At 59.8% G+C, this 23,733-nt stretch carries 27 protein-coding genes and 1 pseudogene; 14 read left to right on the forward strand and 14 right to left on the reverse strand.

All coding sequences use genetic code 11. The features are described from left to right. Positions 1-53: 53 nt before the first annotated feature. The gene (gene oprI, locus E1K68_RS09110) at positions 54-305 is read right to left on the reverse strand and encodes an outer membrane lipoprotei OprI (protein WP_003172710.1); all 252 of its coding nucleotides are present in this window, start codon (positions 303-305) and stop codon (positions 54-56) included. A gap of 612 nt (positions 306-917) precedes the next feature. Between oprI and E1K68_RS09115 the strand changes: the two genes are divergently transcribed. Beyond that, positions 918-1,199 (forward strand): GNAT family N-acetyltransferase, encoded by a 282-nt coding sequence (locus tag E1K68_RS09115; protein ID WP_003189869.1) that lies wholly within the window; start codon positions 918-920, stop codon positions 1,197-1,199. Between the two features lie 69 nt (positions 1,200-1,268). Here the strand turns inward: E1K68_RS09115 and E1K68_RS09120 are convergent, their stop codons facing one another. Both E1K68_RS09120 and E1K68_RS09125 read right to left on the reverse strand, forming a co-directional pair. After that, the gene (locus tag E1K68_RS09120) at positions 1,269-2,345 is read right to left on the reverse strand and encodes a 3-deoxy-7-phosphoheptulonate synthase (RefSeq protein WP_003189871.1); all 1,077 of its coding nucleotides are present in this window, start codon (positions 2,343-2,345) and stop codon (positions 1,269-1,271) included. A 130-nt stretch (positions 2,346-2,475) separates the two neighbouring features. Continuing rightward, positions 2,476-2,910: a PilZ domain-containing protein gene (locus E1K68_RS09125; protein WP_212613991.1), complete on the reverse strand. Its 435-nt coding sequence runs from the start codon at positions 2,908-2,910 to the stop codon at positions 2,476-2,478. Here E1K68_RS09125 and E1K68_RS09130 point away from each other — a divergent pair. The 5 genes and pseudogenes from E1K68_RS09130 to cysB all read left to right on the forward strand — a co-directional run bounded on the left by E1K68_RS09130 (position 2,909) and on the right by cysB (position 5,996). Beyond that, a complete protein-coding gene (locus tag E1K68_RS09130; RefSeq protein WP_094774933.1) occupies positions 2,909-3,295 on the forward strand; it encodes a thioredoxin in 387 nt (128 codons plus the stop codon). The genes E1K68_RS09125 and E1K68_RS09130 overlap by 2 nt on opposite strands. Further along, positions 3,292-4,254: a putative 2-dehydropantoate 2-reductase gene (locus E1K68_RS09135; RefSeq protein WP_212613992.1), complete on the forward strand. Its 963-nt coding sequence runs from the start codon at positions 3,292-3,294 to the stop codon at positions 4,252-4,254. The genes E1K68_RS09130 and E1K68_RS09135 overlap by 4 nt, the downstream gene beginning before the upstream one ends. A gap of 16 nt (positions 4,255-4,270) precedes the next feature. Then, positions 4,271-4,369, forward strand: a pseudogene (locus E1K68_RS27755) (5'-nucleotidase); the annotation flags it as partial. Between the two features lie 48 nt (positions 4,370-4,417). Further along, entirely contained in the window at positions 4,418-4,918 is a 501-nt protein-coding gene (locus tag E1K68_RS09140) for a universal stress protein (RefSeq protein WP_003189875.1), read from the forward strand. 103 nt (positions 4,919-5,021) lie between these two features. Next, positions 5,022-5,996, forward strand: a complete 975-nt coding sequence (gene cysB / locus E1K68_RS09145; protein WP_003189876.1) for an HTH-type transcriptional regulator CysB — start codon at positions 5,022-5,024, stop codon at positions 5,994-5,996. 50 nt (positions 5,997-6,046) lie between these two features. On the opposite strand, the gene E1K68_RS09150 is transcribed toward cysB, so the two are convergent. Together E1K68_RS09150 and E1K68_RS09155 are read right to left on the reverse strand one after the other, a co-directional pair. Then, complete coding sequence (locus E1K68_RS09150; protein WP_003189877.1) at positions 6,047-6,529, reverse strand: GreA/GreB family elongation factor; 483 nt, start codon at positions 6,527-6,529, stop codon at positions 6,047-6,049. A 14-nt stretch (positions 6,530-6,543) separates the two neighbouring features. After that, positions 6,544-6,912, reverse strand: a complete 369-nt coding sequence (locus E1K68_RS09155; protein WP_003189878.1) for a hypothetical protein — start codon at positions 6,910-6,912, stop codon at positions 6,544-6,546. A 132-nt stretch (positions 6,913-7,044) separates the two neighbouring features. Between E1K68_RS09155 and earP the strand changes: the two genes are divergently transcribed. After that, on the forward strand, positions 7,045-8,178 hold the full coding sequence (gene earP / locus E1K68_RS09160; protein ID WP_003189880.1) for an elongation factor P maturation arginine rhamnosyltransferase EarP: 1,134 nt from the start codon (positions 7,045-7,047) through the stop codon (positions 8,176-8,178). A 49-nt stretch (positions 8,179-8,227) separates the two neighbouring features. Then, on the forward strand, positions 8,228-8,800 hold the full coding sequence (locus tag E1K68_RS09165; RefSeq protein WP_003172723.1) for an elongation factor P: 573 nt from the start codon (positions 8,228-8,230) through the stop codon (positions 8,798-8,800). Between the two features lie 66 nt (positions 8,801-8,866). On the opposite strand, the gene E1K68_RS09170 is transcribed toward E1K68_RS09165, so the two are convergent. The 4 genes from E1K68_RS09170 to E1K68_RS09185 all read right to left on the reverse strand — a co-directional run bounded on the left by E1K68_RS09170 (position 8,867) and on the right by E1K68_RS09185 (position 12,046). After that, complete coding sequence (locus E1K68_RS09170) at positions 8,867-9,883, reverse strand: alpha/beta hydrolase (RefSeq protein WP_003189882.1); 1,017 nt, start codon at positions 9,881-9,883, stop codon at positions 8,867-8,869. A 27-nt stretch (positions 9,884-9,910) separates the two neighbouring features. Continuing rightward, positions 9,911-10,330, reverse strand: a complete 420-nt coding sequence (locus E1K68_RS09175; RefSeq protein WP_003189884.1) for an organic hydroperoxide resistance protein — start codon at positions 10,328-10,330, stop codon at positions 9,911-9,913. A gap of 232 nt (positions 10,331-10,562) precedes the next feature. Beyond that, a complete protein-coding gene (locus E1K68_RS09180; RefSeq protein WP_003189887.1) occupies positions 10,563-11,015 on the reverse strand; it encodes a MarR family transcriptional regulator in 453 nt (150 codons plus the stop codon). 80 nt (positions 11,016-11,095) lie between these two features. After that, a complete protein-coding gene (locus tag E1K68_RS09185; RefSeq protein ID WP_003189888.1) occupies positions 11,096-12,046 on the reverse strand; it encodes a LysR family transcriptional regulator in 951 nt (316 codons plus the stop codon). 108 nt (positions 12,047-12,154) lie between these two features. Between E1K68_RS09185 and E1K68_RS09190 the strand changes: the two genes are divergently transcribed. After that, positions 12,155-12,904: a sulfite exporter TauE/SafE family protein gene (locus E1K68_RS09190; RefSeq protein ID WP_034135228.1), complete on the forward strand. Its 750-nt coding sequence runs from the start codon at positions 12,155-12,157 to the stop codon at positions 12,902-12,904. Here the strand turns inward: E1K68_RS09190 and E1K68_RS09195 are convergent. Further along, the gene (locus E1K68_RS09195) at positions 12,894-13,775 is read right to left on the reverse strand and encodes a LysR family transcriptional regulator (protein ID WP_212613993.1); all 882 of its coding nucleotides are present in this window, start codon (positions 13,773-13,775) and stop codon (positions 12,894-12,896) included. The two genes, E1K68_RS09190 and E1K68_RS09195, sit on opposite strands and share 11 nt — an antisense overlap. A 70-nt stretch (positions 13,776-13,845) precedes the next feature. On the opposite strand from E1K68_RS09195, the gene E1K68_RS09200 reads away from it, so the two are divergent. Further along, positions 13,846-14,052 carry a DUF1127 domain-containing protein gene (locus E1K68_RS09200; RefSeq protein WP_116665477.1) on the forward strand — a complete coding sequence of 69 codons (207 nt, stop codon included), beginning with the start codon at positions 13,846-13,848 and terminating at the stop codon, positions 14,050-14,052. Between the two features lie 45 nt (positions 14,053-14,097). Next, the gene (locus E1K68_RS09205) at positions 14,098-15,327 is read left to right on the forward strand and encodes a winged helix-turn-helix domain-containing protein (protein ID WP_212613994.1); all 1,230 of its coding nucleotides are present in this window, start codon (positions 14,098-14,100) and stop codon (positions 15,325-15,327) included. 97 nt (positions 15,328-15,424) lie between these two features. Here E1K68_RS09205 and E1K68_RS09210 read toward each other — a convergent pair whose 3' ends face one another. Beyond that, complete coding sequence (locus E1K68_RS09210; RefSeq protein WP_003189896.1) at positions 15,425-16,771, reverse strand: 3-deoxy-7-phosphoheptulonate synthase class II; 1,347 nt, start codon at positions 16,769-16,771, stop codon at positions 15,425-15,427. A 123-nt stretch (positions 16,772-16,894) separates the two neighbouring features. Between E1K68_RS09210 and E1K68_RS09215 the strand changes: the two genes are divergently transcribed. Continuing rightward, a complete protein-coding gene (locus E1K68_RS09215) occupies positions 16,895-17,650 on the forward strand; it encodes a spermidine synthase (RefSeq protein WP_003189897.1) in 756 nt (251 codons plus the stop codon). A gap of 71 nt (positions 17,651-17,721) precedes the next feature. Here the strand turns inward: E1K68_RS09215 and E1K68_RS09220 are convergent, their stop codons facing one another. After that, positions 17,722-18,513 carry a crotonase/enoyl-CoA hydratase family protein gene (locus tag E1K68_RS09220; protein ID WP_003189899.1) on the reverse strand — a complete coding sequence of 264 codons (792 nt, stop codon included), beginning with the start codon at positions 18,511-18,513 and terminating at the stop codon, positions 17,722-17,724. Positions 18,514-18,936: 423 nt separating this feature from the next. On the opposite strand from E1K68_RS09220, the gene E1K68_RS09225 reads away from it, so the two are divergent. After that, the gene (locus E1K68_RS09225) at positions 18,937-20,610 is read left to right on the forward strand and encodes a DEAD/DEAH box helicase (protein ID WP_003189900.1); all 1,674 of its coding nucleotides are present in this window, start codon (positions 18,937-18,939) and stop codon (positions 20,608-20,610) included. Between the two features lie 226 nt (positions 20,611-20,836). Here E1K68_RS09225 and E1K68_RS09230 read toward each other — a convergent pair whose 3' ends face one another. Continuing rightward, positions 20,837-21,604: a class III extradiol ring-cleavage dioxygenase gene (locus E1K68_RS09230; RefSeq protein ID WP_212613995.1), complete on the reverse strand. Its 768-nt coding sequence runs from the start codon at positions 21,602-21,604 to the stop codon at positions 20,837-20,839. Between the two features lie 103 nt (positions 21,605-21,707). On the opposite strand from E1K68_RS09230, the gene E1K68_RS09235 reads away from it, so the two are divergent. Continuing rightward, positions 21,708-22,364 carry a thiopurine S-methyltransferase gene (locus E1K68_RS09235; protein ID WP_003189903.1) on the forward strand — a complete coding sequence of 219 codons (657 nt, stop codon included), beginning with the start codon at positions 21,708-21,710 and terminating at the stop codon, positions 22,362-22,364. A 199-nt stretch (positions 22,365-22,563) separates the two neighbouring features. Here E1K68_RS09235 and htpX read toward each other — a convergent pair whose 3' ends face one another. Continuing rightward, a complete protein-coding gene (gene htpX, locus E1K68_RS09240; protein ID WP_003189904.1) occupies positions 22,564-23,451 on the reverse strand; it encodes a protease HtpX in 888 nt (295 codons plus the stop codon). Between the last annotated feature and the right edge of the window lie 282 nt (positions 23,452-23,733).

Consider the following 23,733-nt stretch of genomic DNA (forward strand, 5'->3'; position numbering starts at 1 on the left):
AAAAAAAAGCCGACCCATAAATGGATCGGCTTGATAACAACCCCGAAGGATTATTACTTGCGGCTTGCTTTTTCAAGCATGCGCAGAGCGCGCTCGTTAGCTTCGTCAGCAGTCTGTTGTGCTTTTTGAGCAGCAGCCAGAGCTTCATCAGCTTTACGGTAGGCTTCGTCTGCACGGGCCTGGGAGCGAGCTGCTGCGTCTTCAGTTGCAGTCAGACGAGCTTCGGTTTCTTTGGAGACGCTGCTGCAACCGGTAGCCAGAACTGCGGCCAGAGCCAGAGCAGAGAATTTCAGAACGTTGTTCATCGTGTTCCCCTTCAAGGACTTTCAATTTAATGGCTACTTTCTCAGAGTGAGCTAATAGCCGGCGTACATACTACCCATTACTTGTAGTAAGTAAACTGACGTTGCGCAAGAAGCAAAAAAATTTCTTGTGCCGAATCTATTTTGGCTAATCTTTTGACGGTTTGTATGAAAACCGTCCAGTTTTTTGCGCCTCGACGAACATTGGATCCAGGCTGAAAGGGCCGGCCCGCATGTGTTAAGCCTTGTAAATCGATGAAATTTTATATAACGAAGCGGGGCACTTTGGTCGCGCTTGGCTTTACTGCGCCAGGCATCTTTTGCGCATCTAGAGGTGACTTTAAGAGCGCCAGTTCGTCTCAAGGTTCAACTGCCGGCAATGTTCAGGCTATCGGTCGCCGATTGATCGAGGCCCTTTCTATATCCATCAGCGGCGGGGAATGACGAGTGCGCCTTGAGCAATTTCAGGTTTGGTGCCTACTATTCCCTATGTGCTGGTTGTGAGCGCTCACGGTTTTCTCGCTGTCGAAACCGGCACGGGGTGGCGTAGATGTTCCTTCGCCGGAAAAACATCGGTAAGGTAGGGTCGTTAATTCAGACCCGCGAGGAGTAGTGATGAGCGAGGCGTTGTCCATCCACCATGACCAGGCTGGTCATCAGTTCGAGACCAATGTGGACGGTCATCGTGCCTACCTGACCTACATGGACCTCGGGAAGCAGACCCTGGATATCTATCGCACCTTCGTGCCCAACGCACTGCGGGGGCGAGGCATTGCGGCTGCGTTGACCGAGGAAGCCTTGAAGTTTGCCGAAGAGGCTGGCTACACGGTGATCCCGTCGTGCTCCTATGTCGAACGCTACATGGAGCGCCACCAGCGCCATGCCGCGAAGCTGTAACTGACCAGTTGCCAATAAAAAACGCCGGGCTTAGCCCGGCGTTTTTGTGTGCGCGAAACAGGTACAGGCTCAGGTGCGTTTGCGCTGGGGCAACACGTCCTTGAGTTTGGCATGCATGCTGCGCAGGGTGGTTTCGGTGGCGGACCAGTCGATACAGGCATCGGTGATCGATACGCCGTACTGCAAGTCGGCCAGGTCTTTTGGAATCGCCTGGCAACCCCAGTTCAGATGGCTCTCCACCATCAAGCCGATGATCGACTGGTTGCCTTCCAGGATCTGGTTGGCAACGTTCTCCATCACCAACGGCTGCAACGCCGGGTCTTTGTTGGAGTTGGCGTGGCTGCAATCGACCATGATGTTTGGCTTGATCTTGGCCTTGTTCAGCGCCTGTTCGCACAGGGCGACGCTGACCGAATCATAGTTGGGCTTGCCATTGCCGCCACGCAGCACCACGTGACCGTAGGCGTTGCCCTTGGTGGTCACGATGGACACGCCGCCTTCCTGGTTGATACCCAGGAAACGGTGAGGGCTGGAGACCGATTGCAGCGCATTGATCGCCACGGTCAGGCCGCCGTCGGTGCCGTTCTTGAAGCCTACGGCCGAGGACAGGCCGGACGCCATTTCGCGGTGGGTCTGGGATTCGGTGGTGCGTGCGCCGATAGCCGACCAACTGATCAGGTCCTGGAGGTATTGCGGGGAGATCGGGTCGAGGGCTTCGGTGGCGGTGGGCAGGCCCATTTCAGCCAGGTCCAGCAGCAGCTTGCGACCGATGTGCAAGCCGTCCTGGATTTTGAAGGAGTCGTCCAGGTACGGGTCGTTGATCAAGCCTTTCCAGCCGACGGTGGTACGCGGCTTCTCGAAATACACGCGCATGACCAGGTACAAGGTGTCGGACACCTCAGCTGCCAGCACCTTGAGGCGCTCGGCATATTCGTGGGCGGCCTTGAGGTCGTGGATAGAGCAGGGCCCGATCACCACGAAGAGGCGGTGGTCGGTGCCGTCGAGAATGTCACGGATGACTTCGCGGCCCTTGGTGACGGTCTGCAGGGCAGCGTCGCTCAGGGGGATTTCGCGCTTGAGCTGATCGGGGGTGATCAGGGTCTCGTTGGATTCAACGTTAAGGTCATTGATCGGTAAATCAGCCATCGTGTTACTCGCCAGGGTCACGGGTGCCGGCCGCCAGCTATCCCCGTGCGGCGGGCACAGCATGATTTGAATGCAGGGGGGAGGAACCTTAGCGCGTAACACGGGCCCGCGACAATGGGCAAAGCCCGGTTTAATCCAGCGCTGGCTGCACAACCGCCTCATGGGAGAACTCGCCGGCATGGCGCGACACCCAATCACGGGCCATGGCTTCCAGTTGCGCAGGCGTTGGCTCGGCATCTTCGTGCAGGCGGCAGTAACGCTCGATCTGGCACACTTGCTCGCCCATCCGCGCACCGAACAAGGCGTGTTCGTCGGTAAAGCAGATACCGATGCGATAGCCCTGTTCGACCTTGCGGCACCAGGCAACATAGCCCGGATAACGGGCGCTGGGCCCCAGGGAAGGGATATGCAGATCAACCGCCGTGCCGGCGCGCCAGGCACGCGGCCAATTGCAGGCGATGCCGCCACGGCCGATAGTGTGCAGGCGTTGGCAGGGAAGGGCGGGAGAGGGACGTTGGATCAACTCGACAGCGACATCATCAGGGTGAGGTAAAAAACGACCCATGCACACGGACTCCGAGCGCCGTCCAGTTGACGGCAATGGCAGCAGTATAGTGAAGGAACTGGAATTGACCGACCTGGATATTGACCAGCAATTGCTGGGATTGCCAGGTATTTCGCTGGTAGTGTTCACCAGTGTCGGTTGTACCAGTTGCCGCTGGGCACGCCAGCAATTGCCCGGCTGGCACTTGCCGGTGGACCGCGTGTGCTGGGTGGATGCCGGGCACAACGGCGGTGCGGTGCAACGCTACCAGATCTTTCATTTGCCGGCATTGTTCCTGGTATGCGAGGGTCAATTCCTTGGGCAATTACAGGCACGTCTTACAGCATCCGACCTCGCCGAATGCGTAAACCAGGCGCTAACCCGAACACCAGAGGATTTGCCATGACAGCAGTTGCAGCCCCGTCGCCACGCATTGGCATTATCGGCACCGGTGCCATTGGTGGTTACTACGGACTGATGCTGGCGCGTGCCGGCTTCGACGTGCATTTCCTGTTGCGCAGCGAATACGCCGCGGTGAGCAAGCATGGCCTGCACGTCAACAGTACGGTGCATGGGCAACTGCACCTGCATCCGGTGCAGGCCTATGCCAGCGCCGCCGACATGCCGCCGTGCGACTGGCTATTGGTGGGCACCAAGTCCACCGGCAATGTGGACCTGGCGCCGACCATCGCCCAAGTGGCGGCGCCGGACGCCAAAGTGGTGCTCCTGCAAAACGGCCTCGATGTGGAAGATAGCCTGCGTGAACACCTGCCGCCTTCGCTGCATCTGTTGGGCGGCCTGTGCTACATCGGTGTGCACCGCTCGGCCCCCGGTGTGGTCGAGCATCAGGCGTTGGGCCGGGTCAACCTGGGCTATCACAGTGGCACGGCGGCCAACGATGAGGCGCGGCAACAGGCGATTGTCGAAGCCGGCGCCGGGCTGTTTCATCAAGCCGGTATCGAGTCCCAGGCCATGGCCAATGTGCATCTGGCGCGTTGGCACAAGCTGGTCTGGAATGTGCCATTCAACGGCCTCTCGGTGTTGCTGGGCACGGGCACCACGGCCATGATGGCCGACGAGTCCAGCCGCGAGTTGATCCAGGCGCTGATGGCCGAGGTGGTGCAGGGCGCTCATGCCTGTGGGCATGAAATTCCTGCCAGCTACGCCGGGCAGATGTTCGCCATGACCGAAACCATGGACGACTACCTGCCCAGCATGTACCACGACCACCTGCACAAGCGGCCCTTGGAACTGGCGGCTATCTACGCCCGTCCCTTGGCCGCTGCCAAAGCGGCCGGTTGCGAACTGCCACGCATACAGGCGCTGTACCAGGCCTTGAGTTTCATTGATCGGCACAACCGCTGATTGGGGGGGAACCACTGACCAGGCTGGCCATTGCGAGAAAGCCAGGGAGGTGGTGGCCACTGGGCATGTGCCCTATGGCATCAGCAACGAGTTGAGAATCCAGACCGAGCGCTAGCTGCTAAGCTCATTCCATCCCCGCCATCCTGGCAGTCCAGGAGGTTTTATGATTCGTTCGATGCTGTTTGCCACGGACCTCGGTCTGTATGCACCCTATGTGATGCAACATGCATTGGCGCTGGCGCGAACGTTCAAGGCTGACCTGTATGTGATCCACGTGGTCGAGCCCATCGGCTTGTTCGCCGAATCGGTGTTGCAGAGCTACCTTGATGAGGCCGCCTTGAGCGAATGGCAGAGCAAGGGGCTGAGCACGGTGATGGCGACGATTGAACAGCGCGTGCTCGACAGCTTTCGCGAGGAGTGGGGGGAAGGGGAGCAGGACCTGCAATGGATTCGCTCGGTCAAGGTGATCCAGGGGGACCCTTGCGAGGTGATTCTCGACCAGTTGCGAAAACTGTCTGTCGACTTGCTGGTCGTCGGCAGTCATAGCCAGGCAACCGGCGTGGCCGTCCCCCTTGGACGTACCGCCGCACGGGTGTTGCAGTTGTCCCCAGTGCCGGTTTACTTGGTGCCGTCGCTGCAGCGTCGGCGCAGTGACGACAGCTGATCGGTAAAAACGATAAAAAGTTCTAGATTTATCCGCCAAACCTTTAATATAGTTATATACCGTCGCTGATACCCGTGGCGTCTATCTGCTTTGAGGGATTGATATGAAGCTTCAACAACTGCGCTACATCTGGGAAGTGGCGCACCACGACCTCAACGTTTCCGCTACCGCTCAAAGCCTCTACACCTCGCAGCCTGGTATCAGCAAGCAGATCCGCCTGCTCGAAGACGAGCTGGGCGTCGAAGTCTTCGCACGCAGTGGCAAACACCTGACCCGCGTCACTCCGGCTGGCGAGCGCATCATCACCACCGCCGGCGAGATCCTGCGTAAAGTCGAAAGCATCAAGCAGATTGCCCAGGAATTCTCCAACGAGAAGAAAGGCACCTTGTCGATCGCCACCACTCACACCCAGGCACGTTATGCACTGCCGCCGGTGATCCGCGATTTCATCAAGCAATACCCGGACGTGGCGCTGCACATGCACCAGGGTTCGCCGATGCAGATTGCCGAAATGGCCGCTGACGGCACCGTCGATTTTGCCATCGCCACCGAAGCCCTGGAACTGTTCGGCGACCTGGTGATGATGCCCTGCTACCGCTGGAACCGTTGCGTGGTTGTGCCTCAGGGGCACCCGTTGGCCAAGTTGCCGAAGCTGACCCTGGAAGCCTTGGCTGAATACCCGATTGTGACCTATGTGTTCGGCTTTACCGGCCGTTCCAAGCTCGACGAAGCCTTCAGCCATCGCGGCCTCACGCCCAAGGTGGTGTTCACCGCTGCCGATGCCGACGTGATCAAGACCTATGTGCGCCTCGGCCTGGGCGTCGGGATCGTTGCCAAGATGGCGGTCGACACCAACCTGGACAAAGACCTGGTGGTGCTGGATGCCAGCGAATTGTTCGAGTCCAGCGTGACCAAGATCGGTTTCCGCCGCGGTACTTTCCTGCGCGGCTTCATGTGCGATTTCATCGAGAAGTTCGCCCCGCACCTGACCCGCGAAGTGATGGCAAAGGCGATTCAGTGCCACAACAAGCAAGAGCTGGAAGAGCTGTTCGACGGCGTCGAATTGCCCGTCCACTGACACGATTACCCTGTAGGCGCGAGCAAGCTCGCGCCTACAGGGGCCGTAGGTTATCTGGCCTCGGTCACCGTAAAGTACTGCCGAGCGCCGGCCACCAGAATCTCCACCTCTTCATCGATACGCTTGCCCAGCAGGCCTTTGCCCAAGGGCGAGCGCGGCGTGATGACGGTCACTGGTTGCCCGACCACATCCACTTTCAAACCCGCTGCATCCGGCGCCAGGAACAGCCATTGCTGGCGACCGTCCTCGTCTTCCAGGCCTACCAGCGTGCCTGTCTCTATCCCACGTTGATCATCGTACGCACGTAGCTGCAATTGCTGGCACAAGACCAGCGATTGCTTGATCTCCTCCACTCGCCGGGCCTGCCCGGTGGCCAGGTACGAAGCCTCCAGGCCGAGGGTGTCGTATTTGTTCTCGGCGATGTTTTCTTCGTGGGTCGCGGTTTCGTAAGCGGTCTGCGCGGCGCGTTGGACGATGTCGAGGTCGACGGTGAGCTTTTCCAGGATCAACTGGAGCACGGCGTGTTTATTCATGGCGGTATCTGGCATCAATCGCAGAATTGCAGGACATTGGCCCGCGTCTTTTCATTGGGAGCGTTCTGGTCTTGTTGCAGCCAGAACTGGCATTTGGGGTTGGACAGGTTACGCGCGTTGCTTCGGGCCTGTTCCAGAGCCTGTTGTTGTTCCTGTTTATGCAGGTTCTGTTGGTACTGTTCGAACAGGCGGTTCGGTGGCTGCGGCTCAACCATCGCCGGTTGGCCCAATTGCTGAACCGCCTGTGCCACCGGCGCCAGGCTCTGGGGGAACAGGTAGCGAGACGCCAGCCAGGTGGTCAGCGCAATGGCGATAAACCCTAGCCACACGCCTGCGGCAATCGCGATGCAGAGCTTGAACAGCGATAACGGACGGTCAGACATAAGGGCCTCCTGGCAGGCATTGACGGCATGGCGGTGATTGTCGCACAGCCTCCGTGCAGAATAATCGCGATCAAGCCTTCTGCATCCACGCATTTATGCGGACAATCAGACCTTTGATCGATGGAGCCCGGAATGAAAGCCCGCTGGGATATTTTTTGCAGTGTCGTCGACAACTACGGCGACATCGGCGTGACCTGGCGCCTGGCCCGGCAGTTGGTGGTGGAGCAGGGCTGTGACGTGCGTTTGTGGGTCGACGACCTGCGGGCCTTCGAACGCATGTGCCCGGACATTGATGTGCAGGTGGGCCAGCAATGGCAAGAGGGCGTGCAAGTGCGTCACTGGCCGGCCGAATGGCCGGGCGCACACCCTGCCGATGTGGTGATTGCCGCGTTCGCCTGCCAGCTACCGCCTGAGTACATGGACCGCATGGCCGAGCGTGAGCGTGCGCCCTTGTGGATGAACCTCGATTACCTCAGCGCCGAAGACTGGGTGGTGGGCTGCCATCGCTTGCCTTCGGTGAAGTACAAGGGCGTGCAGAAATACTTTTTCTTCCCCGGTTTTCGCCCAGGCACCGGCGGCCTGTTGCGCGAAGCCGGCTTGTTGGAGCGCCGCCAGGCATTTCAGCAGGATGACCTCGCGCAGCAACAGTTCCTGCAAAGCCTGGGTGTTGCTCCGACGGCCGGTGCGCGTTTGATGTCGCTGTTTGCCTATGAGAATGACGGCTTGGCCGGCTGGCTGGACGTATTGGCAGCCGATAGGCGTGGGACGCACTTGCTGGTGCCGGAAGGGCGCATTCTGGGGGATGTGCAACGCTGGCTGGGCGTGAACAGCTTGTCCGCAGGTGACATCCAGGTGCGTGGTGCGCTGACCGTACAGGTCATTGCATTCGTGCGTCAGGAGCAATATGACCGATTGCTATGGTGCTGCGAATTCAACGCCGTGCGTGGCGAGGACTCATTCGTGCGTGCCCAGTGGGCGGGCAGGCCATTGCTGTGGCACATCTACCGCCAGGACGAAGACATCCACCTGGACAAGCTCGACGCCTTCCTGGAACTGTACACCGCCGCACTTTCGCCGACCGCCAAGGCTGCCGTCGTTACGCTCTGGCAAGCCTGGAACGCTGATGGCGATATGGCACAGTCCTGGAAAATGCTGCTGGAACATTGGCCGGAGGTCAGCCAGCACGCGCAGAACTGGTGTCTGGAACAAGGCTTGCAGGCCGATCTTGCGACGGCGCTGGTACAGTTTTATGAAAGTTGGATATGATACGCCACCTTGATTTTTGTCAATCCCATCCAAATTTCGGATATACGCAATGAAAACTGGTAAAGAACTGAAACCCGGTACAGTGATCCGTCTCGAAAACGACCCTTGGCTGGTTCAGAAAGCTGAGTTCACCAAGTCTGGTCGTAACAGCGCAATCATGAAGACCAAGCTGAAGAACCTGCTGACCGGTTACAAGACCGAAATCGTCTACAGCGCCGATGACAAACTGGACGACGTGATCCTCGACCGCAAAGAAGCGACCCTGTCCTTCATCAGCGGCGACACCTACACGTTCATGGACACCACCGACTACACCATGTACGAGCTGAACGCTGAAGATATCGAAGCCGTTCTGCCGTTCATCGAAGAAGGCATGGAAGACGTCTGCGAAGCGATCTTCTTCGAAGAGCGCCTGGTTTCCGTAGAACTGCCGACCACCATCGTGCGTAAGGTTGCTTACACCGAAGGCTCCGCTCGCGGCGACACTTCCGGCAAGGTGATGAAGCCTGCCAAGCTGAGCAACGGTACCGAACTGCAAGTGGCCGATTTCATCGAAATCGACGACCTGATCGAGATCGACACCCGTGAAGGTGGTTCGTACAAAGGTCGCGCCAAGAAGTAATTCTGGCCCCGGCGATACGAAAAAAAGCCCGACCTTGAGTCGGGCTTTTTTTTGGCGTCTACTTGATCACTTCAAGTGTTGTTTCAACTCATCTGATGCTTGCAGTAAGGCCGAACGTACCGCAGGCACCTGGCTGACCACATTGAGCAAGCCGTAGTCGTGGATCATGCCGTTGTAGCGTACGGCCGTCACCGGTACACCTGCCTGATCCAGCTTGCGGGCATACGCCTCACCTTCGTCACGCAGCACGTCGGCCTCGGCGGTCTGCACCAGCGCAGGCGGCAAGCCTTTGAGCTGCGCAGTTGTAGCCCGCAATGGTGAAGCATAGATCTCGGCGCGCTGAGTGGCATCGGTGGTGTAGTTGTCCCAGAACCATTTCATCATGTTTTTGGTGAGGAAGTGCCCCTCGGCAAACTGGTTGTAGGAGCCTGTGTCGAAGTTGGCGTCCGTCACCGGCCATAGTAGAAGTTGGAACTTGATGGCTGGCGTGCCCTTATCCTTGGCCATCAGGCTGACCACCGCCGCCATATTACCGCCGACGCTATTGCCTGCCACGGCGAGACGTTTGCCATCAACATTGATCTCCTTGCCGTGTTCAGCGACCCACTTGGTTGCACCGTAGGCCTGGTTGATCGCCACTGGGTAATGCGCTTCCGGTGATGGCGTGTAGTTGACGAATACCGCGACCGCCCCCGAGCCCACTACCAGATCACGTACCAGGCGTTCATGGGTCGGGTAATCCCCGAGCACCCAGCCGCCCCCGTGGAAAAACATAAACACCGGCAAAGTGCCCTTGACCCCGGCCGGTCGCACGATGGTCAGGTCAAGCGGCTGGCCGTCGACTTGAATGGTCTTCTGGCTCACATCCGTCTTGGGCAGGGTCAGCTTCACCCCGGCCTGGGCGCCAGTCAGCACCGCGCGCGCCTCTTGGGGTGTCAGTTGTTCCAGCGGCTTGCCGGTACCCGAATTCAATACATCCAGGAAGGCCTGGGTGTTGTGCTCGATATCACCGTTAGCGGCGAAGGCGCTGGTGATAGACAGGGCAAGCAGGGTGCCGGTGAGCATTTTGCCGATCGTTTTCATGTTTCCTCCTGGGGGTGGTAGTGGTCGTTACACGGCTACGTGCAGGCGCACATCAACGTTGCCGCGAGTAGCGTTGGAGTACGGGCAGACTTGGTGGGCGGCGTCGACCAGGCTTTGCGCATCGTCCTGGGCCAGGCCCGGCAGGCTGATGTGCAGGTCGATGTCCAGGCCGAAACCGCCGGGGATCTGCCCGATGCCTACATGGGCAGTGATCGATACGTCATCCGGGATATTGCGTTGGGTCTGGCTGGCGACGAATTTCAGGGCACCGATAAAGCAAGCCGAGTAGCCGGCAGCGAACAGTTGTTCAGGGTTGGTGGCCTGGCCACCGGCGCCGCCCAATTCCTTCGGGGTGGACAGTTTGACGTCAAGGATGTTGTCGCTGGAAACAGCACGGCCATCACGGCCGCCGGTGGCAGTGGCTACGGCGGTATAGAGAGTTTGCATGGGACTTTCCTCGCGGGTTTTTGCGCAAAATATTTGCGCGCTAAGTAATTTGTAGCGAATATATTCCGCTAATATTTTGCGCGCAAGTTAAATTTTAAAAAGCCGAATTTTTCCGACCGCCGCGCTTAGGTTGTAAGAAGAAAGTGCTTTATGACGTGAGCAATACGGCTCGGACTATAGGACTAATCTGAGCCGTTTAACTGGAGAGGGGGAGTGATGGCTCCGGGCGGTATTACAGGCTGTCTTGAAGGTTGCCTCTCAGCGCCAGCAGATCGTTTTGCAGCGTGCGCAGTTGTTCGATGTCCAACCCGCTGGCGCCGAGGATGCATTGGGGAACATCCATGGCCTTCCCTCGCAACGCGCGGCCGGCGTCGGTCAGTTCCACTACGACCACCCGCTCATCTTCGCGGCTGCGGGTGCGACTGAGCAGGCCCTCAGCTTCCAGACGCTTGAGCAGCGGCGTCAGCGAGCCAGGGTCGGTCAGCAGGCGGCTGCTGATTTCGCCGACGGTCAATCCATCCTCTTCCCACAGCACCATCATGGCCAGGTATTGCGGGTAAGTCAGGCCCAGGGCTTGGAGCAGGGGCTTGTAGACCTTGGTCATCAGCAGCGAGGTGGAGTGCAGGGCGAAGCACAACTGGTTATCCAGCAGCAGGGATTGGCAGGGGTCAGGGTTTTTGCTCATTGTGGTGCCTCGAAAAAACGTGTCTGTGCTGGAATCTAGCGGGCGAATCTTTAATGCGCCAGATAATTCTATCCAAGTGGTCAGACCAGGCCGCTTTGCAATGCCAGATCCCAGGGCGGCACCGGGCTGAAACGGGATTTGAGGTATTCGAGCAATAATCGGCTACGTGCGTTGGGCTGTTGTTCGAGGCGCAGCGCGTAAATGCCGGCGGTTTCGGGGCTGGGCAAGCCGTTTGCACAAAACAGCGGCAACAGTTCTCCACGCACCAGATATTCACTGGCCAACCAGGTCGGCAGGTGCGCGATGCCCAGCCCGGCCAGTGCGCCCGAAAGCAGCGCCTCGGCGTTATTGGCGCTCATGCGGATGCGCCGGGGGCGATAGGTAGTGCGGCGCCCGTCCAGTTCAAAGCGCCAGGCGAACATCGGCGCCAGGCCATCCCAATCGAGGCCGTCATGCTCGCTCAGTTCCCGCGGATGGGTGGGTGTGCCGCGGGTTTTCAGATAGGTCGGGCTCGCACAGGCAATGCGCACGATGCTCGCCAGGGGTGTAGCGATCCGACGAGTGTCGACGATATGCCCGGCGCGCAGCACCAGGTCTACCTTGCCAAGGTGTGCGCCTTGCATATCGACAAAGCTGTCGATCAAGTGCAGGTGCACATCCAGCCCTGGATACACGTTCAAGAAGTCCGCGATCACCGGCGCCAGGTGGCGGCGACCAAACGCTGCCGGTGCATCTACCCGGATCAACCCTTCCGGCGCATGGCTCAGGGACACCGCTTCGGCCCGCGCCAATTGCAGTTCACTGACAATCCGCCGCGCGCGTTCGGCAAAGGCCAAGCCGGCAGGTGTAGGCACTACCGCGTGGGTGCTGCGCTGGAACAGGCGGCTACCCACTGAACCTTCCAGGCTGTCGATTCGACGCGCTACTGCCGAGGGCGTCAGTGGATGACGTCGTGCGGCAGCGGAAAAGCTTCCGGTTTCCATCACATCGAGAAACAGGCTCAGTTGGTCGGTCAGAGTATTGGGGTTCATAGGCGAGCGCTTGTGCGATATTGGCATAGCCATTGTGCGTTGCTGTGCGTTTCCATACCAGAGCTGACTGCGTAGCATGCCAGTCTTGGGATTGCGGAGTAGTGCGTGGTGTTGGATTTAGTCATGTACCTGATATTGGGCGCAGCCCTGGGCACCGTGGGTGGGTTGTTTGGCATTGGCGGCGGGCTGATAGCCATTCCGGTGCTCGGCGTGCTGTTCGGCCTGGATCAGCAAATTGCCCAAGGCACCGCGCTGGTCATGGTGGTACCCAATGTGATGCTCGCCCTGTGGCGCTATCACCAGCGTAATCGCATCGAGTTGCGCCACGCCTTGCCGCTGGGCGTGATGGGCTTCTGCTTTGCGTGGCTGGGGTCGATCTGGGCGGTGGGGCTGGATGCCGGGGCAATGCGCATCGGCTTTATTGTTTTCCTGGTGGCGTTGTCGGCCTACAACCTATTGCGCATGTTCACCCGCAACGCGCCGCCCACGGCGCAGATGCGCTACTCCTGGCCCTGGCTGGGTGTGTTGGGCGCAGCGTCCGGATCCATGGGCGGATTATTTGGGGTAGGGGGCGCGGTGGTCGCCACACCCGTGCTCACCAGTGTGTTCGGCACCGCTCAAGTGGTCGCCCAGGGTTTGTCCCTGGCCTTGGCGCTGCCCAGCACCGGTGTGACCCTGGTCACCTATGCCTGGCACCACGAGGTGGACTGGATGATCGGCCTGCCGCTGGCGGTGGGGGGGCTGCTGAGTATCAGTTGGGGCGTGAAAGTGGCCCATGCCTTGCCGGAGCGTCTGTTGCGCGGCCTCTTCTGTGGCTTTTTGGTGGTGTGCGCGGTGATGCTGACCTTTAAAGTTTGAAGCCTTCGACGATGTAGTCCGCCAGGCATTCGGTGATCGGCGAGGTCATCTGCGGGTTACGCAGCAAGCGCAGGTTCATCGACGGCAAAGGCGGGAAGCCTTCGTCGCTGCCGAGCACGCGCAGGTCGTCGGTGACCAGGCTTTCCATGCTGACCATCGCCGCCAGGCCCGCACTCACCACCGCCAGGATCGCTGCTCCGTTAGAGCTGTGATAGGCCAGGCGATAATCTCGCCCAGCCGCGTCCAGTGCGGCACGTGCCCAATGGGTGTACAGGCACTCGTCGCCGGACACCGCCAGGGGTAGGGCATCGTGCTCCTCCACACAAAAGCACGGCGATGCTGCCCACACCATGCGTTCGGTACGCAATAACTCACCCAGATCGTTTCCAGGTTCGCGGCTGATCACGGTCAACGCCAGGTCCCGCCGCTGCATCAATACGGTCGATGCTTCGCAGTGCATTTCGATCTGAATCAGTGGGTAGGCTTTGGAAAACTGCTTAAGGATCCCAGGCAGAAAGCGCATCACGTAGTCATCCGGCGTGCCGATGCGCACCAAGCCCACCATGTGGGGCTCGCGCAAGGTATTGAACACCTCGCTGTGCAATTTCAGGATGCGCCGCGCATAACCCAACAGCACCTGGCCTTCGGGCGTGAGCCGTACCTGCCGGCCATCGCGCTCGAACAGTTTGCGCTGCAGTATGTCCTCTTCCAGGCGCTTCATCTGCATGCTCACCGCCGATTGAGTGCGGTTGACCTGCTCGCCGGCGCGGGTGAAACCGCCCTGGTCGGCAATGGCGACGAAGGTGCGCAGCACGTCTGTGTCGATGCTGGGATAGGCGGACAATTGATCAATCTCCGAGATGTAATGCATAAGAAACATTCGTTGGATTGATCATAATGCCCGGCACACACTGTCGTCATCCCCACTGGAGGGCGAGAAGATGAAAGGTCAAAAAGGTTTCATATCGACGGATAAATGGCCGTTTGCCGGGTTGTTTCACACATTCGCGCGTTGGCAGCTGTTGCATCAGGAGCGCCAGATGCTGGCGACCCTGAGCGATGAAGCCCTCAAGGACATCGGGCTCAATCGCGCCGACGTCGCGCAGGAAAGCCATCGGCATTTCTGGGAAGACCCGCTGCGAAAATAAGCGCGGATGCAGTAGGGTAGGGGGCGAGCTTCTATGGAGATTGCCATGCCCGCTGACCTGTGTTTTTCACTCAAGCAAGCTCGACGCATGGCGCTGGCTGCCCAGGGATTTTCCGGGCGCCAGGCGCCTGCACAGATAAAGGCTGCGCACCTCAACCGCTTGATCGAACGCCTGGGCGTTTTACAGGTCGACTCGGTCAATGCGCTGGTGCGTTCCCACTATCTGCCGGTGTTTTCCCGCCTTGGTTCTTATTCCCCGTCGATCCTTGAGCAGGCCGCCTGGAGCCAGGGGCGGCGACGCTCACTGTTCGAATACTGGGGGCATGAGGCGTCGCTGCTGCCCATGGCCCTGTACCCGCTGATGAAGTGGCGCATGGAGCGCGCGCGGCAAGGGCAGGGGATCTATGCGCAAATGGCACGTTTTGGCCGTGAACAGCAGGCGACTATCCAGCGCGTGTTACGCATCGTCGAACAGCAGGGCGCCTTGGGGGCCGGCAGCTTGTCGACCCGCGAGGAGCGTGCCGGGCCTTGGTGGGATTGGAGTGATGAAAAGCACGCGCTGGAATGGCTGTTCGCCGCTGGTTTGGTCACGGTTGCCGGTCGCCGAGGGTTCGAGCGGCTTTATGATTTGCCCGAACGCGTTATCCCCGCCGAGGTGCTCAATGTCTCCATGGGTGAGGCTCAAGCGCAGCGCGGCTTGCTGTTGCACAGTGCGACGGCATTGGGTGTCGCCACCGAAAAAGACCTGCGCGATTATTTTCGCCTCGAGCCCGCCGACAGCCGCAACCGCTTGGCCGAGCTGGTCGAGGATAGGCAACTGCTGACGTGCCAGGTGCGGGGTTGGCAGCAACCCGCGTATTGCCTGGCGCAGCCGAAACTGCCGCGCAACGTACCGGCCAGCGCACTGTTGTCACCGTTCGATTCGCTGATATGGGAGCGCAGCCGCACCGAGCGCTTGTTCGACTTTCGCTATCGGCTGGAGATCTACACCCCGCAAGAAAAGCGCGTGTATGGCTATTACGTGCTGCCGTTTCTGCACAACGAGCGCATTGCCGCGCGCGTCGACCTGCGGGCCGAGCGTGCCCATGGGCGCCTGGCCGTACATGCCGTGCACGAGGAAGAGCCGGGGCTGGATGAGGAAGGCATGCTGGCGCTGGCATTGAACCTACGCAAAATGGCCGACTGGCTAGGGCTGGAACAGGTTCAGCTCAATTGCCAACGGCCCAGCGCTGCCCGATTGAGGGCTGCGATGCTGAACCGGGATGTCAGCCTTTAAGGGCCCTATCGCGGGCCAGCCCGGCTCCCACAGAGAAACGCGTTCAAATGTGGGAGCCGGGCTTGCCCGCGATGGCGTCATCCCGGTCGATAAAGCGTCAGCGCTTTACCTGTTTCAAGGTCTCGGCAATCAGAAACGCCAACTCCAGCGACTGATCGGCATTCATCCGTGGGTCGCAATGGGTGTGATAGCGGTCCGACAGGCCATCTTCGGTGATCGGCCGTGCGCCGCCGATGCATTCGGTGACGTTCTGCCCGGTCATCTCGATATGGATCCCGCCAGCATAGGTGCCTTCTGCCTGGTGCACCTGGAAGAAATCCTTCACTTCGCCAAGGATCTGCGCAAAGTCACGGGTCTTGTAGCCACTGCTGGCCTTGATGGTGTTGCCGTGCATCGGGTCGCAGCTCCACAGCACTTGCTTGCCTTCGCGCTGCACGGCACGGATCAGGTTGGGCAAATGGTCGCCGACCTTGCCTGCCCCCATACGGGCGATGAGGTTAAGGCGGCCGGGGTCGTTATCCGGGTTGAGGATGTCGATCAGGCGGATCAGGTCGTCAGGGTTCATGCTCGGTCCGACCTTCACGCCGATCGGGTTGTTTACCCCGCGCAGGAACTCGACATGGGCGCCGTCCAACTGACGGGTGCGGTCGCCGATCCACAGCATATGTGCCGAGCAGTCGTAGTAGTCGTTGGTCAGGCTGTCGCGGCGTACGAAGGCTTGTTCATAGTTGAGCAGCAACGCTTCGTGGGCAGTGAAGAAGCTGGTTTCGCGCAATTGCGGCGAGCTGTCCATGCCACAGGCGCGCATGAAGGCCAGGGTTTCGTCGATGCGGTCGGCCAGTTGGCTGTACTTCTCGGCGAGGGCGGAGTTGGCGATGAAATCCAGGTTCCACTTGTGCACTTGGTGCAGGTCCGCGAAACCGCCCTGGGCAAAGGCGCGCAGCAGGTTGAGGGTGGCGGTGGACTGGTGGTAGGACTGCAGCAGACGGTCCGGGTCTGGCACGCGGCTTTTTTCGTCGAAGCCGATGCCGTTGACGATATCGCCACGGTAGGCGGGCAGGGTGATGCCGTCGATGGTTTCATCGTTGGCCGAGCGTGGCTTGGCGAACTGACCGGCCATGCGCCCGACTTTCACCACCGGGCAACCGGCGGCGAAGGTCATGACAATAGCCATCTGCAGCAGCACCTTGAAGGTGTCGCGGATCTTCGCGGCGGAAAACTCGGCAAAGCTCTCGGCGCAATCGCCACCTTGCAGCAGGAAGGCACGGCCCTGGGTCACTTCGGCAAACTGACGGCGCAATTCGCGGGCTTCCCCGGCAAACACCAGGGGCGGGTAGCTCGCCAGGCTTTGTTCCACTTGCAGCAAGTGGGCAGCGTCCGGGTATTGGGGTTGCTGCTGGATCGGCAGGGCTCGCCAGCTATCGGGGCTCCAGGGTTGGCTCATCATGAACTCGTTTGCGGGTGGATGTCGGGGCGTCAATGTTAGCAGCAATTAGTACGTGACCTGTGGCTGCCGCTTGGCCGACAATCGCGCCTTTGTCGTGCGGTAGACCCTTTAGGAGTAGTGATGAGCGAGGAGCGTGTCGAGCGCCTGCTGGCCGAAGTCCATGATGAATTCGGCATGATCCGTGTGCTTGAAGTGGCGGATTACCGCTTTCTCGAATTCGGCGATGCCATTGAGCAAAGCTGTGTATTCACCGCTGACCCGAGCTGGCTGGAGTACGACTATACCCGCGCGATGCTGATCGGTGCGTTGTGCCATGAGCAGCCGGAGAGTGCGTTGTTTCTCGGCCTGGGCGCGGGCACGTTGACCCAGGCGTGCCTCAAGTTCCTGGCGCTGGACGATGTCGAAGCCATTGAGCTGCGCCCCGATGTACCGCGCCTGGCGATTGAATATCTGGGGCTGGATGACGATCCGCGCTTGTACATCCGCATTGGTGACGCGCTGCAATTGCTCGACAGTGCCGAATCTGCCGATCTGATTTTCGTCGACCTCTACACCGATGTCGGCCCGGGCGTGGGGCATCTGGCCTGGACCTTTCTGGAAAACTGCCAGAAGAAACTCAACCCCGGCGGCTGGCTGGTGATCAACCAGTGGGCCACCGATGATGGCAAACCGCTGGGGGCGGCGTTGCTGCGTGGGTTGTACCACCGGCATTACTGGGAGCTGCCGGTGAAGGAGGGCAATGTGATTCTGTTGGTGCCTTCGGAGTTGGATCAGGAGCTGGACCTGGAGGCGCTGTCGGCCCGCGCCGAAGCCTTGGCGCCGCGGTTGGGGTATTCGTTGCAGCCGTTGATCAAGGCGATTCGGCCAGCAACTTAGTTGTCAGTTCGGGCGCTTTCGCGGGCTTGCCCGCGAAGAGGCCCTCACTGCCGACCGCTAATTCAGTTCGTTCAAATCCCCTTGAACACCCCCGGCCGCTTCTCGATCATCGCCCGAACACCCTCCTTGGCATCCTCACTGTTAAGCAGTTTATCCACCATGGGCGGCAGCGCGGCGGCTGCGACGGCCTCACCCTCCATCCGCGCCAGCCGCGCCGACATCAACGTGGCCTGCACACCCAGCGGTGCCTGGCGCGCAATGCGGTTGGCCAACTCGATGGCGCGGGGCAACAGGTCTTCACTGGCCATCACTTCCTGCACCAACCCCAGGCGCAGGGCTTCATGGGCGTCGAATTCGTCGCCAGTGAGCAGCCAGCGCATCGCATTGCCCCAGCCGGCGATTTGATGAAAGCGCAATGTCGCGCCGCCAAACGGGAAGATCCCACGTTGAACTTCCATCTGGGCAAAGCGGGTATTGCTGGCGCAGAGGTTGATATCCGCCGCCAGCATCAATTCGATACCGATCGTCAGGCAATAACCCTGGGCGGCGACGATCACCGGCTTGCTTACGCGCGGGCCGGCAAACACCCCCCACGGGTCGCACCCTCCCAGCGGCGGTTGCCAGCCGCCCGCCATCACGCTGCTGACATTGGCCAGGTCCAGCCCAGCCGTGAAGTGATCGCCATGGGCAAACACCACGGCCACCCGAGCGTCATCGTTTCGATCAAATTCGCCATAGGCCAGGCTCAGCGCATTGAGCAAATCAAGGTCGAAGGCGTTGCGTTTGGCCACACGGTCCAGGCCCAGCAATAGAACATGGCCCTCAAGTGCGCGGCTGACACGGCTACTGCTGGCTTGATTCATGGGGTGTGCCCTCGGGGCGCGGGTAAGGTTTCAGACCAAAGGGTCTCAATGGTTGGGTGAACCGTTTAAGCTTGATGGCCAACAGGGCCGGGCCTCTGAAAAATAGACCCTGGCGCACGGATCTGCAAAACGCGTGACGCAGTGCGCTTTATCGGTGCCTGACGATAAAAAAAGCTCCCTTTTTCAGCTATTTCCGGTATAGTGCGCGCCGGCCTTTAACCGGGCCGCGTTTAGGTAGCGCAATTCCCCGAAGTCAGCTTCGGCTGCACGTCCGCACAGCGGACTCTCCCTTGACGAATCTTTTTCATTCATTCGTTTTCGCAAATCCCCGCCGACAAAGCAGCCAGGGCGACTCTTGAGTCTCAACACGGCATGCGCAGCTTTGGAGCATGGGTCTTTGCGGATGCACTTAGAGGCAGACCCATGACCCAGGAAACCGGCGGCTTCGCCGCTTTTAATCTTAACCCGAATATTCTTGCAGCCGTCGCAGCGACCGGCTACGAAGAACCTTCGGCGATTCAGCAGCAATCGATCCCGATCATCATGGCCGGTAAGGACATGATTGGCCAGGCGCAAACCGGTACCGGTAAAACCGCCGCGTTCGCCCTGCCTATTCTGCATTGCATCGATCCTGCCAAGCGCGAGCCGCAAGCCCTGATCCTGGCGCCAACCCGTGAGTTGGCGCTGCAAGTAGCAACCGCCTTTGAAACCTACGCCAAGCAAATGCCGGGTGTAACTGTTGTGGCCGTTTACGGCGGCGCGCCTATGGGCCCACAACTCAAGGCAATCCGTAATGGCGCACAGATTGTTGTCGCCACTCCGGGCCGTCTGTGCGACCACCTGCGTCGTGACGAAAAAGTTCTGTCGACCGTGAACCACCTGGTTCTGGACGAAGCTGACGAAATGTTGAAGCTGGGCTTCATGGATGACCTGGAAGTCATCTTCAAGGCACTGCCAGCGACCCGTCAGACTGTACTGTTCTCGGCCACCCTGCCGCAGTCCATCCGTGCCATTGCCGAACGCCACCTGCGCGATCCGGAGCACGTGAAGATCCAGACCAAGACCCAGACCGTTACCGCGATCGAACAGGCTCACCTGTTGGTTCACGCTGACCAGAAGACCTCGGCTGTATTGAGCCTGCTGGAAGTCGAAGACTTCGACGCCCTGATCATGTTCGTGCGCACCAAACAAGCGACCCTGGACCTGGCTAGCGCCCTGGAAGCCAAAGGCTACAAAGCCGCTGCGCTGAACGGTGACATTGCCCAGAACCAGCGTGAGCGCGTGATCGACTCCCTCAAGGATGGCCGTCTGGACATCGTTGTAGCGACCGACGTTGCCGCCCGTGGCCTCGACGTTCCACGTATCACCCACGTGTTCAACGTTGACATGCCTTACGATCCAGAGTCCTACGTTCACCGTATCGGCCGTACTGGCCGTGCCGGTCGCGAAGGGCGTGCATTGCTGCTGGTGACTCCACGTGAGCGCCGCATGCTGCAAGTGATCGAGCGTGTTACCGGTCAGAAAGTTGCCGAAGTCCGCCTGCCGGATGCTCAGGCCGTTCTCGATGCGCGCATCAAGAAACTGACCAACAGCCTGGCGCCACTGGTGGCTGACGCTGAATCGACTCACGGCGACCTGCTGGACCGCCTGACCGCCGATATCGGTTGCACCCCGCGTGCCCTGGCTGCAGCTCTGCTGCGCAAAGCCACCAACGGTCAAGCCCTGACCCTGGCAGCCATCGAGAAAGAACGTCCACTGGTTCCGAACAGCGCGCCACGCGGTGATCGTCCAGAGCGTTCCGGTGACCGTCCAGACCGTGGCGACCGTGAGCGTCGTGCTCCAGTGCCATTGGCTGAAGGCCGTGCTCGTTGCCGTACCGCGCTGGGTGCGCGTGATGGTATCGCTGCCAAGAACCTGCTGGGCGCTATCCTCAACGAGGGTGGCCTGGCGCGTGAAGCCATCGGTCGTATCCAGGTGCGTGACAGCTTCTCCCTGGTGGAGCTGCCGGAAGACGGCCTGGAAAAACTGCTGACCAAGCTCAAAGATACTCGCGTTGCCGGTAAGCAGCTCAAGCTGCGTCGCTACCGCGAAGATTGATCCGCCCTTGGGCTGATTGATCGCACATAAAAAATCCCCGACTGGTTCGGGGATTTTTTTTGCCTGATGTTTAGTCTCCGGCACGAACAACTGTGGGAGCTGGCTTGCCTGCGATAGCGGTGAGTCAGCAAGCCAGTGTGTGACTGATACACCTGGAGTCAGCAAGCCAGTGTGTGACTGATACACCGCTATCGCAGGCAAGCCAGCTCCCACAGGGGTAACGGTGTCAGCCAAAGCGATAGATATCCATGCCCAGGGCGCCCAGTGTGAAGCCTTGGTGCGCCACGCTGAAATCTGCGCCCGCACCCCGCGCGAAGTACAACGGCAGCAGATGCTCATCGCTGGGATGGCTGCGCACGGCATGGGGCGCCTGGCGGCGATAGTCATGCAAGGCGGCGTCGTCATTGGCCGCCAGTCTGTCGACCACCCAGTCGCGAAACTCCCGCGCCCACGGTGTGATCGTCTCCGGCCCGGCGCGCCAATCCAATTCGCCCAGGTTATGGGTGATGCTGCCGGAGCCGATCAACAGCACACCCTGTTCACGCAGGCTGGCGAGTGCATGCCCCACGCGGGTCTGCAAGGCGGGGCCCATACGACTGGGCAAGGAGACTTGCACCACCGGGATGTCCGCTGCCGGGTACATCAGCGACAGCGGGACCCAGGTGCCATGGTCGAAGGGCCGACGTTCATCAATGCTGGCAGCCAGACCGTCGGCGTGCAGCAATTCGACGATCTCACTGGCCAGTTGTGGGTCACCCGGCGCGGGGTATTGCACCGCAAACAGCTCGCGCGGGAAGCCGCCGAAGTCGTGCCAGGTTTCGGGTGCAGCACTGCCGCTGACCAGCAGCTGCGGGCTTTCCCAATGCGCCGACACCACCACAATGGCTTTGGGCCGTGGCAGCTCGGCAGCCAGACGCTGCAGCGCAGGGCCGCTGGCGCCGGGTTGCAAGGCCAGCATGGGCGAGCCGTGGGAGATAAACAGGCTGGGGAGCATGAGCAGGGTCCTGAGGGTTAAGATGGAGCCATCTTCAATCAGCTCATTGATCTAAATCTAATATAAGTTTTAGCGCCTTTTGATCGAATTTTCGGAGTGATTCATGCAGCCTGAATTTTGGCAGGACCGCTGGGCGAGCAATCAGATCGGTTTCCATCAGCGCGAGGTCAATCCCTATTTGCAACGGCACTGGCCCGTGCTGGGGCTGCCCGAGGGGGCAAAGGTGCTGGTGCCGTTGTGTGGCAAAAGTCTGGACTTGGTATGGCTCGAGAGCCAGGGGTACCCGGTAATGGGCGTGGAGCTGTCGGAGCAGGCGGTGGAGGCGTTCTTCAGCGAGCAGGGGCTTGTGCCGCACGTCACTCAGAAGGGCGCCTTCAAGGTTTACCAGGCGGGCCAGATCGAACTGTGGTGTGGCGATTTCTTCAGTCTGGATGCTGAGGCAGTGGCCGGTTGCAGCGCCGTTTATGACCGCGCGGCATTAATTGCCTTACCGCCGCTGATGCGTGCGCAATACGCCGAGCACCTGAATGCCTTGCTGCCCTCAGGCTGCCAGGGGTTGCTGATTACTCTTGATTACGACCAAGCTCAGAAGGCCGGTCCGCCTTTTGCTGTTTCGAACGAGGAGGTGCAGGTGCTGCTGGGGCCATATTGGATGTTGGAGCGGCTGGAGGAGCGGGACATCCTGGGGGAGAGCGGGAAGTTCCTGCAGGACGGTGTTACCCGCCTTGAAGAGCGTGCTTATCGGCTGACCCGGCGCTGAAAGGGCTTTTGCTTTTGTAGGAGCGAGGGGGACGCCTAGTTCTTGCTCGCGAAAGACGTCAACGATAACGCGTGCTTGGTGAATGAACGCGGCGCCTGTTAGTTTTTCGCGGGCAAGCTCGCTCCTACAGAGGAGGGTGAGAAATCAGCATGCACAAAAAAGGGGCGATCATATCGCCCCTTGTCGAGTCATCTGGCTATCAGCCCCGGCGACGCAGTGCGTCAATCCGCTCTTCCAGCGGCGGGTGGCTCATGAACAAGCGAGCCAGGCCCTGCTTGATGCCGCCGTTGATGCCGAAGGCGGTCAGGCTGTCCGGCATATGCACCGGCAGGCCCTGTTCGGAGCGCAGGCGTTGCAGCGCGCCGATCATTGCGCTGGTGCCCGCCAGGCGTGCGCCGGCTTCATCTGCGCGGAACTCGCGTTTGCGCGAGAACCACATCACGATGGCGCTGGCCAGGAAGCCCAGGACCAACTCGGCGAAAATGGTCGCCACGAAGTAGGCAATGCCACGGCCTTCTTCGTTCTTGAAGATGACCTTGTCGACAAAGTTGCCGATGATCCGCGCAAAGAACATCACGAAGGTGTTCACCACGCCCTGTACCAGTGCCAGGGTGACCATGTCGCCGTTGGCTACATGGCCGATCTCGTGGGCCAGCACCGCCTTGACTTCATCGGGCGAAAACCGCTCCAGCAGGCCCTGGCTCACGGCCACCAGCGCGTCGTTCTTGTTCCAGCCGGTGGCAAAGGCGTTGGCCTCATAAGCAGGAAAAATCCCCACTTCGGGCATTTTGATGCCTGCTTCTTGAGACAACTGCTCCACGGTTTGCATCAGCCATTGTTCATGGCGAGTGCGGGGTTGAGTGATGATCTGGGTGCTGGTGCTCATCTTCGCCATCCACTTGGAGATGAACAGCGAGAACAGCGAACCGGCAAAACCAAAGACCGCACAGAAAATCAGCAGCTGATTGAGGTTCAGATCAACCCCATTGGCCGCCATGAACCCGTTGAAGCCAAAAAGGCTCAGGGTGACGCTGGCAATCAGTACGACCGCCAGGTTAGTGGCCAAGAACAGCAGGATGCGCATCATGGTTGTAGAATTCTCCTCATGCTTAATATGTCGCTCACTGCGGGGTATATAAGGTGCGGCATGGGGTGATTCAACCGGGGGACTATTTCAAACTGTGTCCTACACCTCGGGCGTAGGGCCTTGAAGGGATTTTCCCACCTGTATTGTCAGCCGTGATCGACCCGATGCTACCCCGTCGCCCCGTGATTATAGGGGGTACGTCATCGGCAGAGGCCAAATGAAGTACAACCGCAAGTAAGTGACACAGAAGTGTTGCCAGATAATCGCTGTACGACCCTTTGT

Source organism: Pseudomonas sp. B2021 (assembly GCF_018135665.1).
Taxonomy (GTDB): domain Bacteria; phylum Pseudomonadota; class Gammaproteobacteria; order Pseudomonadales; family Pseudomonadaceae; genus Aquipseudomonas; species Aquipseudomonas lactis.

Excerpts from the sequence above, each read along its gene's own strand:
- oprI (WP_003172710.1), bottom strand. The coding sequence starts at position 305 with ATGAACAACGTTCTGAAATTCTCTGCTCTGGCTCTGGCCGCAGTTCTG.
- E1K68_RS09115 (WP_003189869.1), top strand. The coding sequence starts at position 918 with ATGAGCGAGGCGTTGTCCATCCACCATGACCAGGCTGGTCATCAGTTC.
- E1K68_RS09120 (WP_003189871.1), bottom strand. The coding sequence starts at position 2,345 with ATGGCTGATTTACCGATCAATGACCTTAACGTTGAATCCAACGAGACC.
- E1K68_RS09130 (WP_094774933.1), top strand. The coding sequence starts at position 2,909 with ATGCACACGGACTCCGAGCGCCGTCCAGTTGACGGCAATGGCAGCAGT.
- E1K68_RS09125 (WP_212613991.1), bottom strand. The coding sequence starts at position 2,910 with ATGGGTCGTTTTTTACCTCACCCTGATGATGTCGCTGTCGAGTTGATC.
- E1K68_RS09135 (WP_212613992.1), top strand. The coding sequence starts at position 3,292 with ATGACAGCAGTTGCAGCCCCGTCGCCACGCATTGGCATTATCGGCACC.
- E1K68_RS09140 (WP_003189875.1), top strand. The coding sequence starts at position 4,418 with ATGATTCGTTCGATGCTGTTTGCCACGGACCTCGGTCTGTATGCACCC.
- cysB (WP_003189876.1), top strand. The coding sequence starts at position 5,022 with ATGAAGCTTCAACAACTGCGCTACATCTGGGAAGTGGCGCACCACGAC.
- E1K68_RS09150 (WP_003189877.1), bottom strand. The coding sequence starts at position 6,529 with ATGAATAAACACGCCGTGCTCCAGTTGATCCTGGAAAAGCTCACCGTC.
- E1K68_RS09155 (WP_003189878.1), bottom strand. The coding sequence starts at position 6,912 with ATGTCTGACCGTCCGTTATCGCTGTTCAAGCTCTGCATCGCGATTGCC.
- earP (WP_003189880.1), top strand. The coding sequence starts at position 7,045 with ATGAAAGCCCGCTGGGATATTTTTTGCAGTGTCGTCGACAACTACGGC.
- E1K68_RS09165 (WP_003172723.1), top strand. The coding sequence starts at position 8,228 with ATGAAAACTGGTAAAGAACTGAAACCCGGTACAGTGATCCGTCTCGAA.
- E1K68_RS09170 (WP_003189882.1), bottom strand. The coding sequence starts at position 9,883 with ATGAAAACGATCGGCAAAATGCTCACCGGCACCCTGCTTGCCCTGTCT.
- E1K68_RS09175 (WP_003189884.1), bottom strand. The coding sequence starts at position 10,330 with ATGCAAACTCTCTATACCGCCGTAGCCACTGCCACCGGCGGCCGTGAT.
- E1K68_RS09180 (WP_003189887.1), bottom strand. The coding sequence starts at position 11,015 with ATGAGCAAAAACCCTGACCCCTGCCAATCCCTGCTGCTGGATAACCAG.
- E1K68_RS09185 (WP_003189888.1), bottom strand. The coding sequence starts at position 12,046 with ATGAACCCCAATACTCTGACCGACCAACTGAGCCTGTTTCTCGATGTG.
- E1K68_RS09195 (WP_212613993.1), bottom strand. The coding sequence starts at position 13,775 with ATGCATTACATCTCGGAGATTGATCAATTGTCCGCCTATCCCAGCATC.
- E1K68_RS09200 (WP_116665477.1), top strand. The coding sequence starts at position 13,846 with ATGAAAGGTCAAAAAGGTTTCATATCGACGGATAAATGGCCGTTTGCC.
- E1K68_RS09205 (WP_212613994.1), top strand. The coding sequence starts at position 14,098 with ATGCCCGCTGACCTGTGTTTTTCACTCAAGCAAGCTCGACGCATGGCG.
- E1K68_RS09210 (WP_003189896.1), bottom strand. The coding sequence starts at position 16,771 with ATGAGCCAACCCTGGAGCCCCGATAGCTGGCGAGCCCTGCCGATCCAG.
- E1K68_RS09215 (WP_003189897.1), top strand. The coding sequence starts at position 16,895 with ATGAGCGAGGAGCGTGTCGAGCGCCTGCTGGCCGAAGTCCATGATGAA.
- E1K68_RS09220 (WP_003189899.1), bottom strand. The coding sequence starts at position 18,513 with ATGAATCAAGCCAGCAGTAGCCGTGTCAGCCGCGCACTTGAGGGCCAT.
- E1K68_RS09225 (WP_003189900.1), top strand. The coding sequence starts at position 18,937 with ATGACCCAGGAAACCGGCGGCTTCGCCGCTTTTAATCTTAACCCGAAT.
- E1K68_RS09230 (WP_212613995.1), bottom strand. The coding sequence starts at position 21,604 with ATGCTCCCCAGCCTGTTTATCTCCCACGGCTCGCCCATGCTGGCCTTG.
- E1K68_RS09235 (WP_003189903.1), top strand. The coding sequence starts at position 21,708 with ATGCAGCCTGAATTTTGGCAGGACCGCTGGGCGAGCAATCAGATCGGT.
- htpX (WP_003189904.1), bottom strand. The coding sequence starts at position 23,451 with ATGATGCGCATCCTGCTGTTCTTGGCCACTAACCTGGCGGTCGTACTG.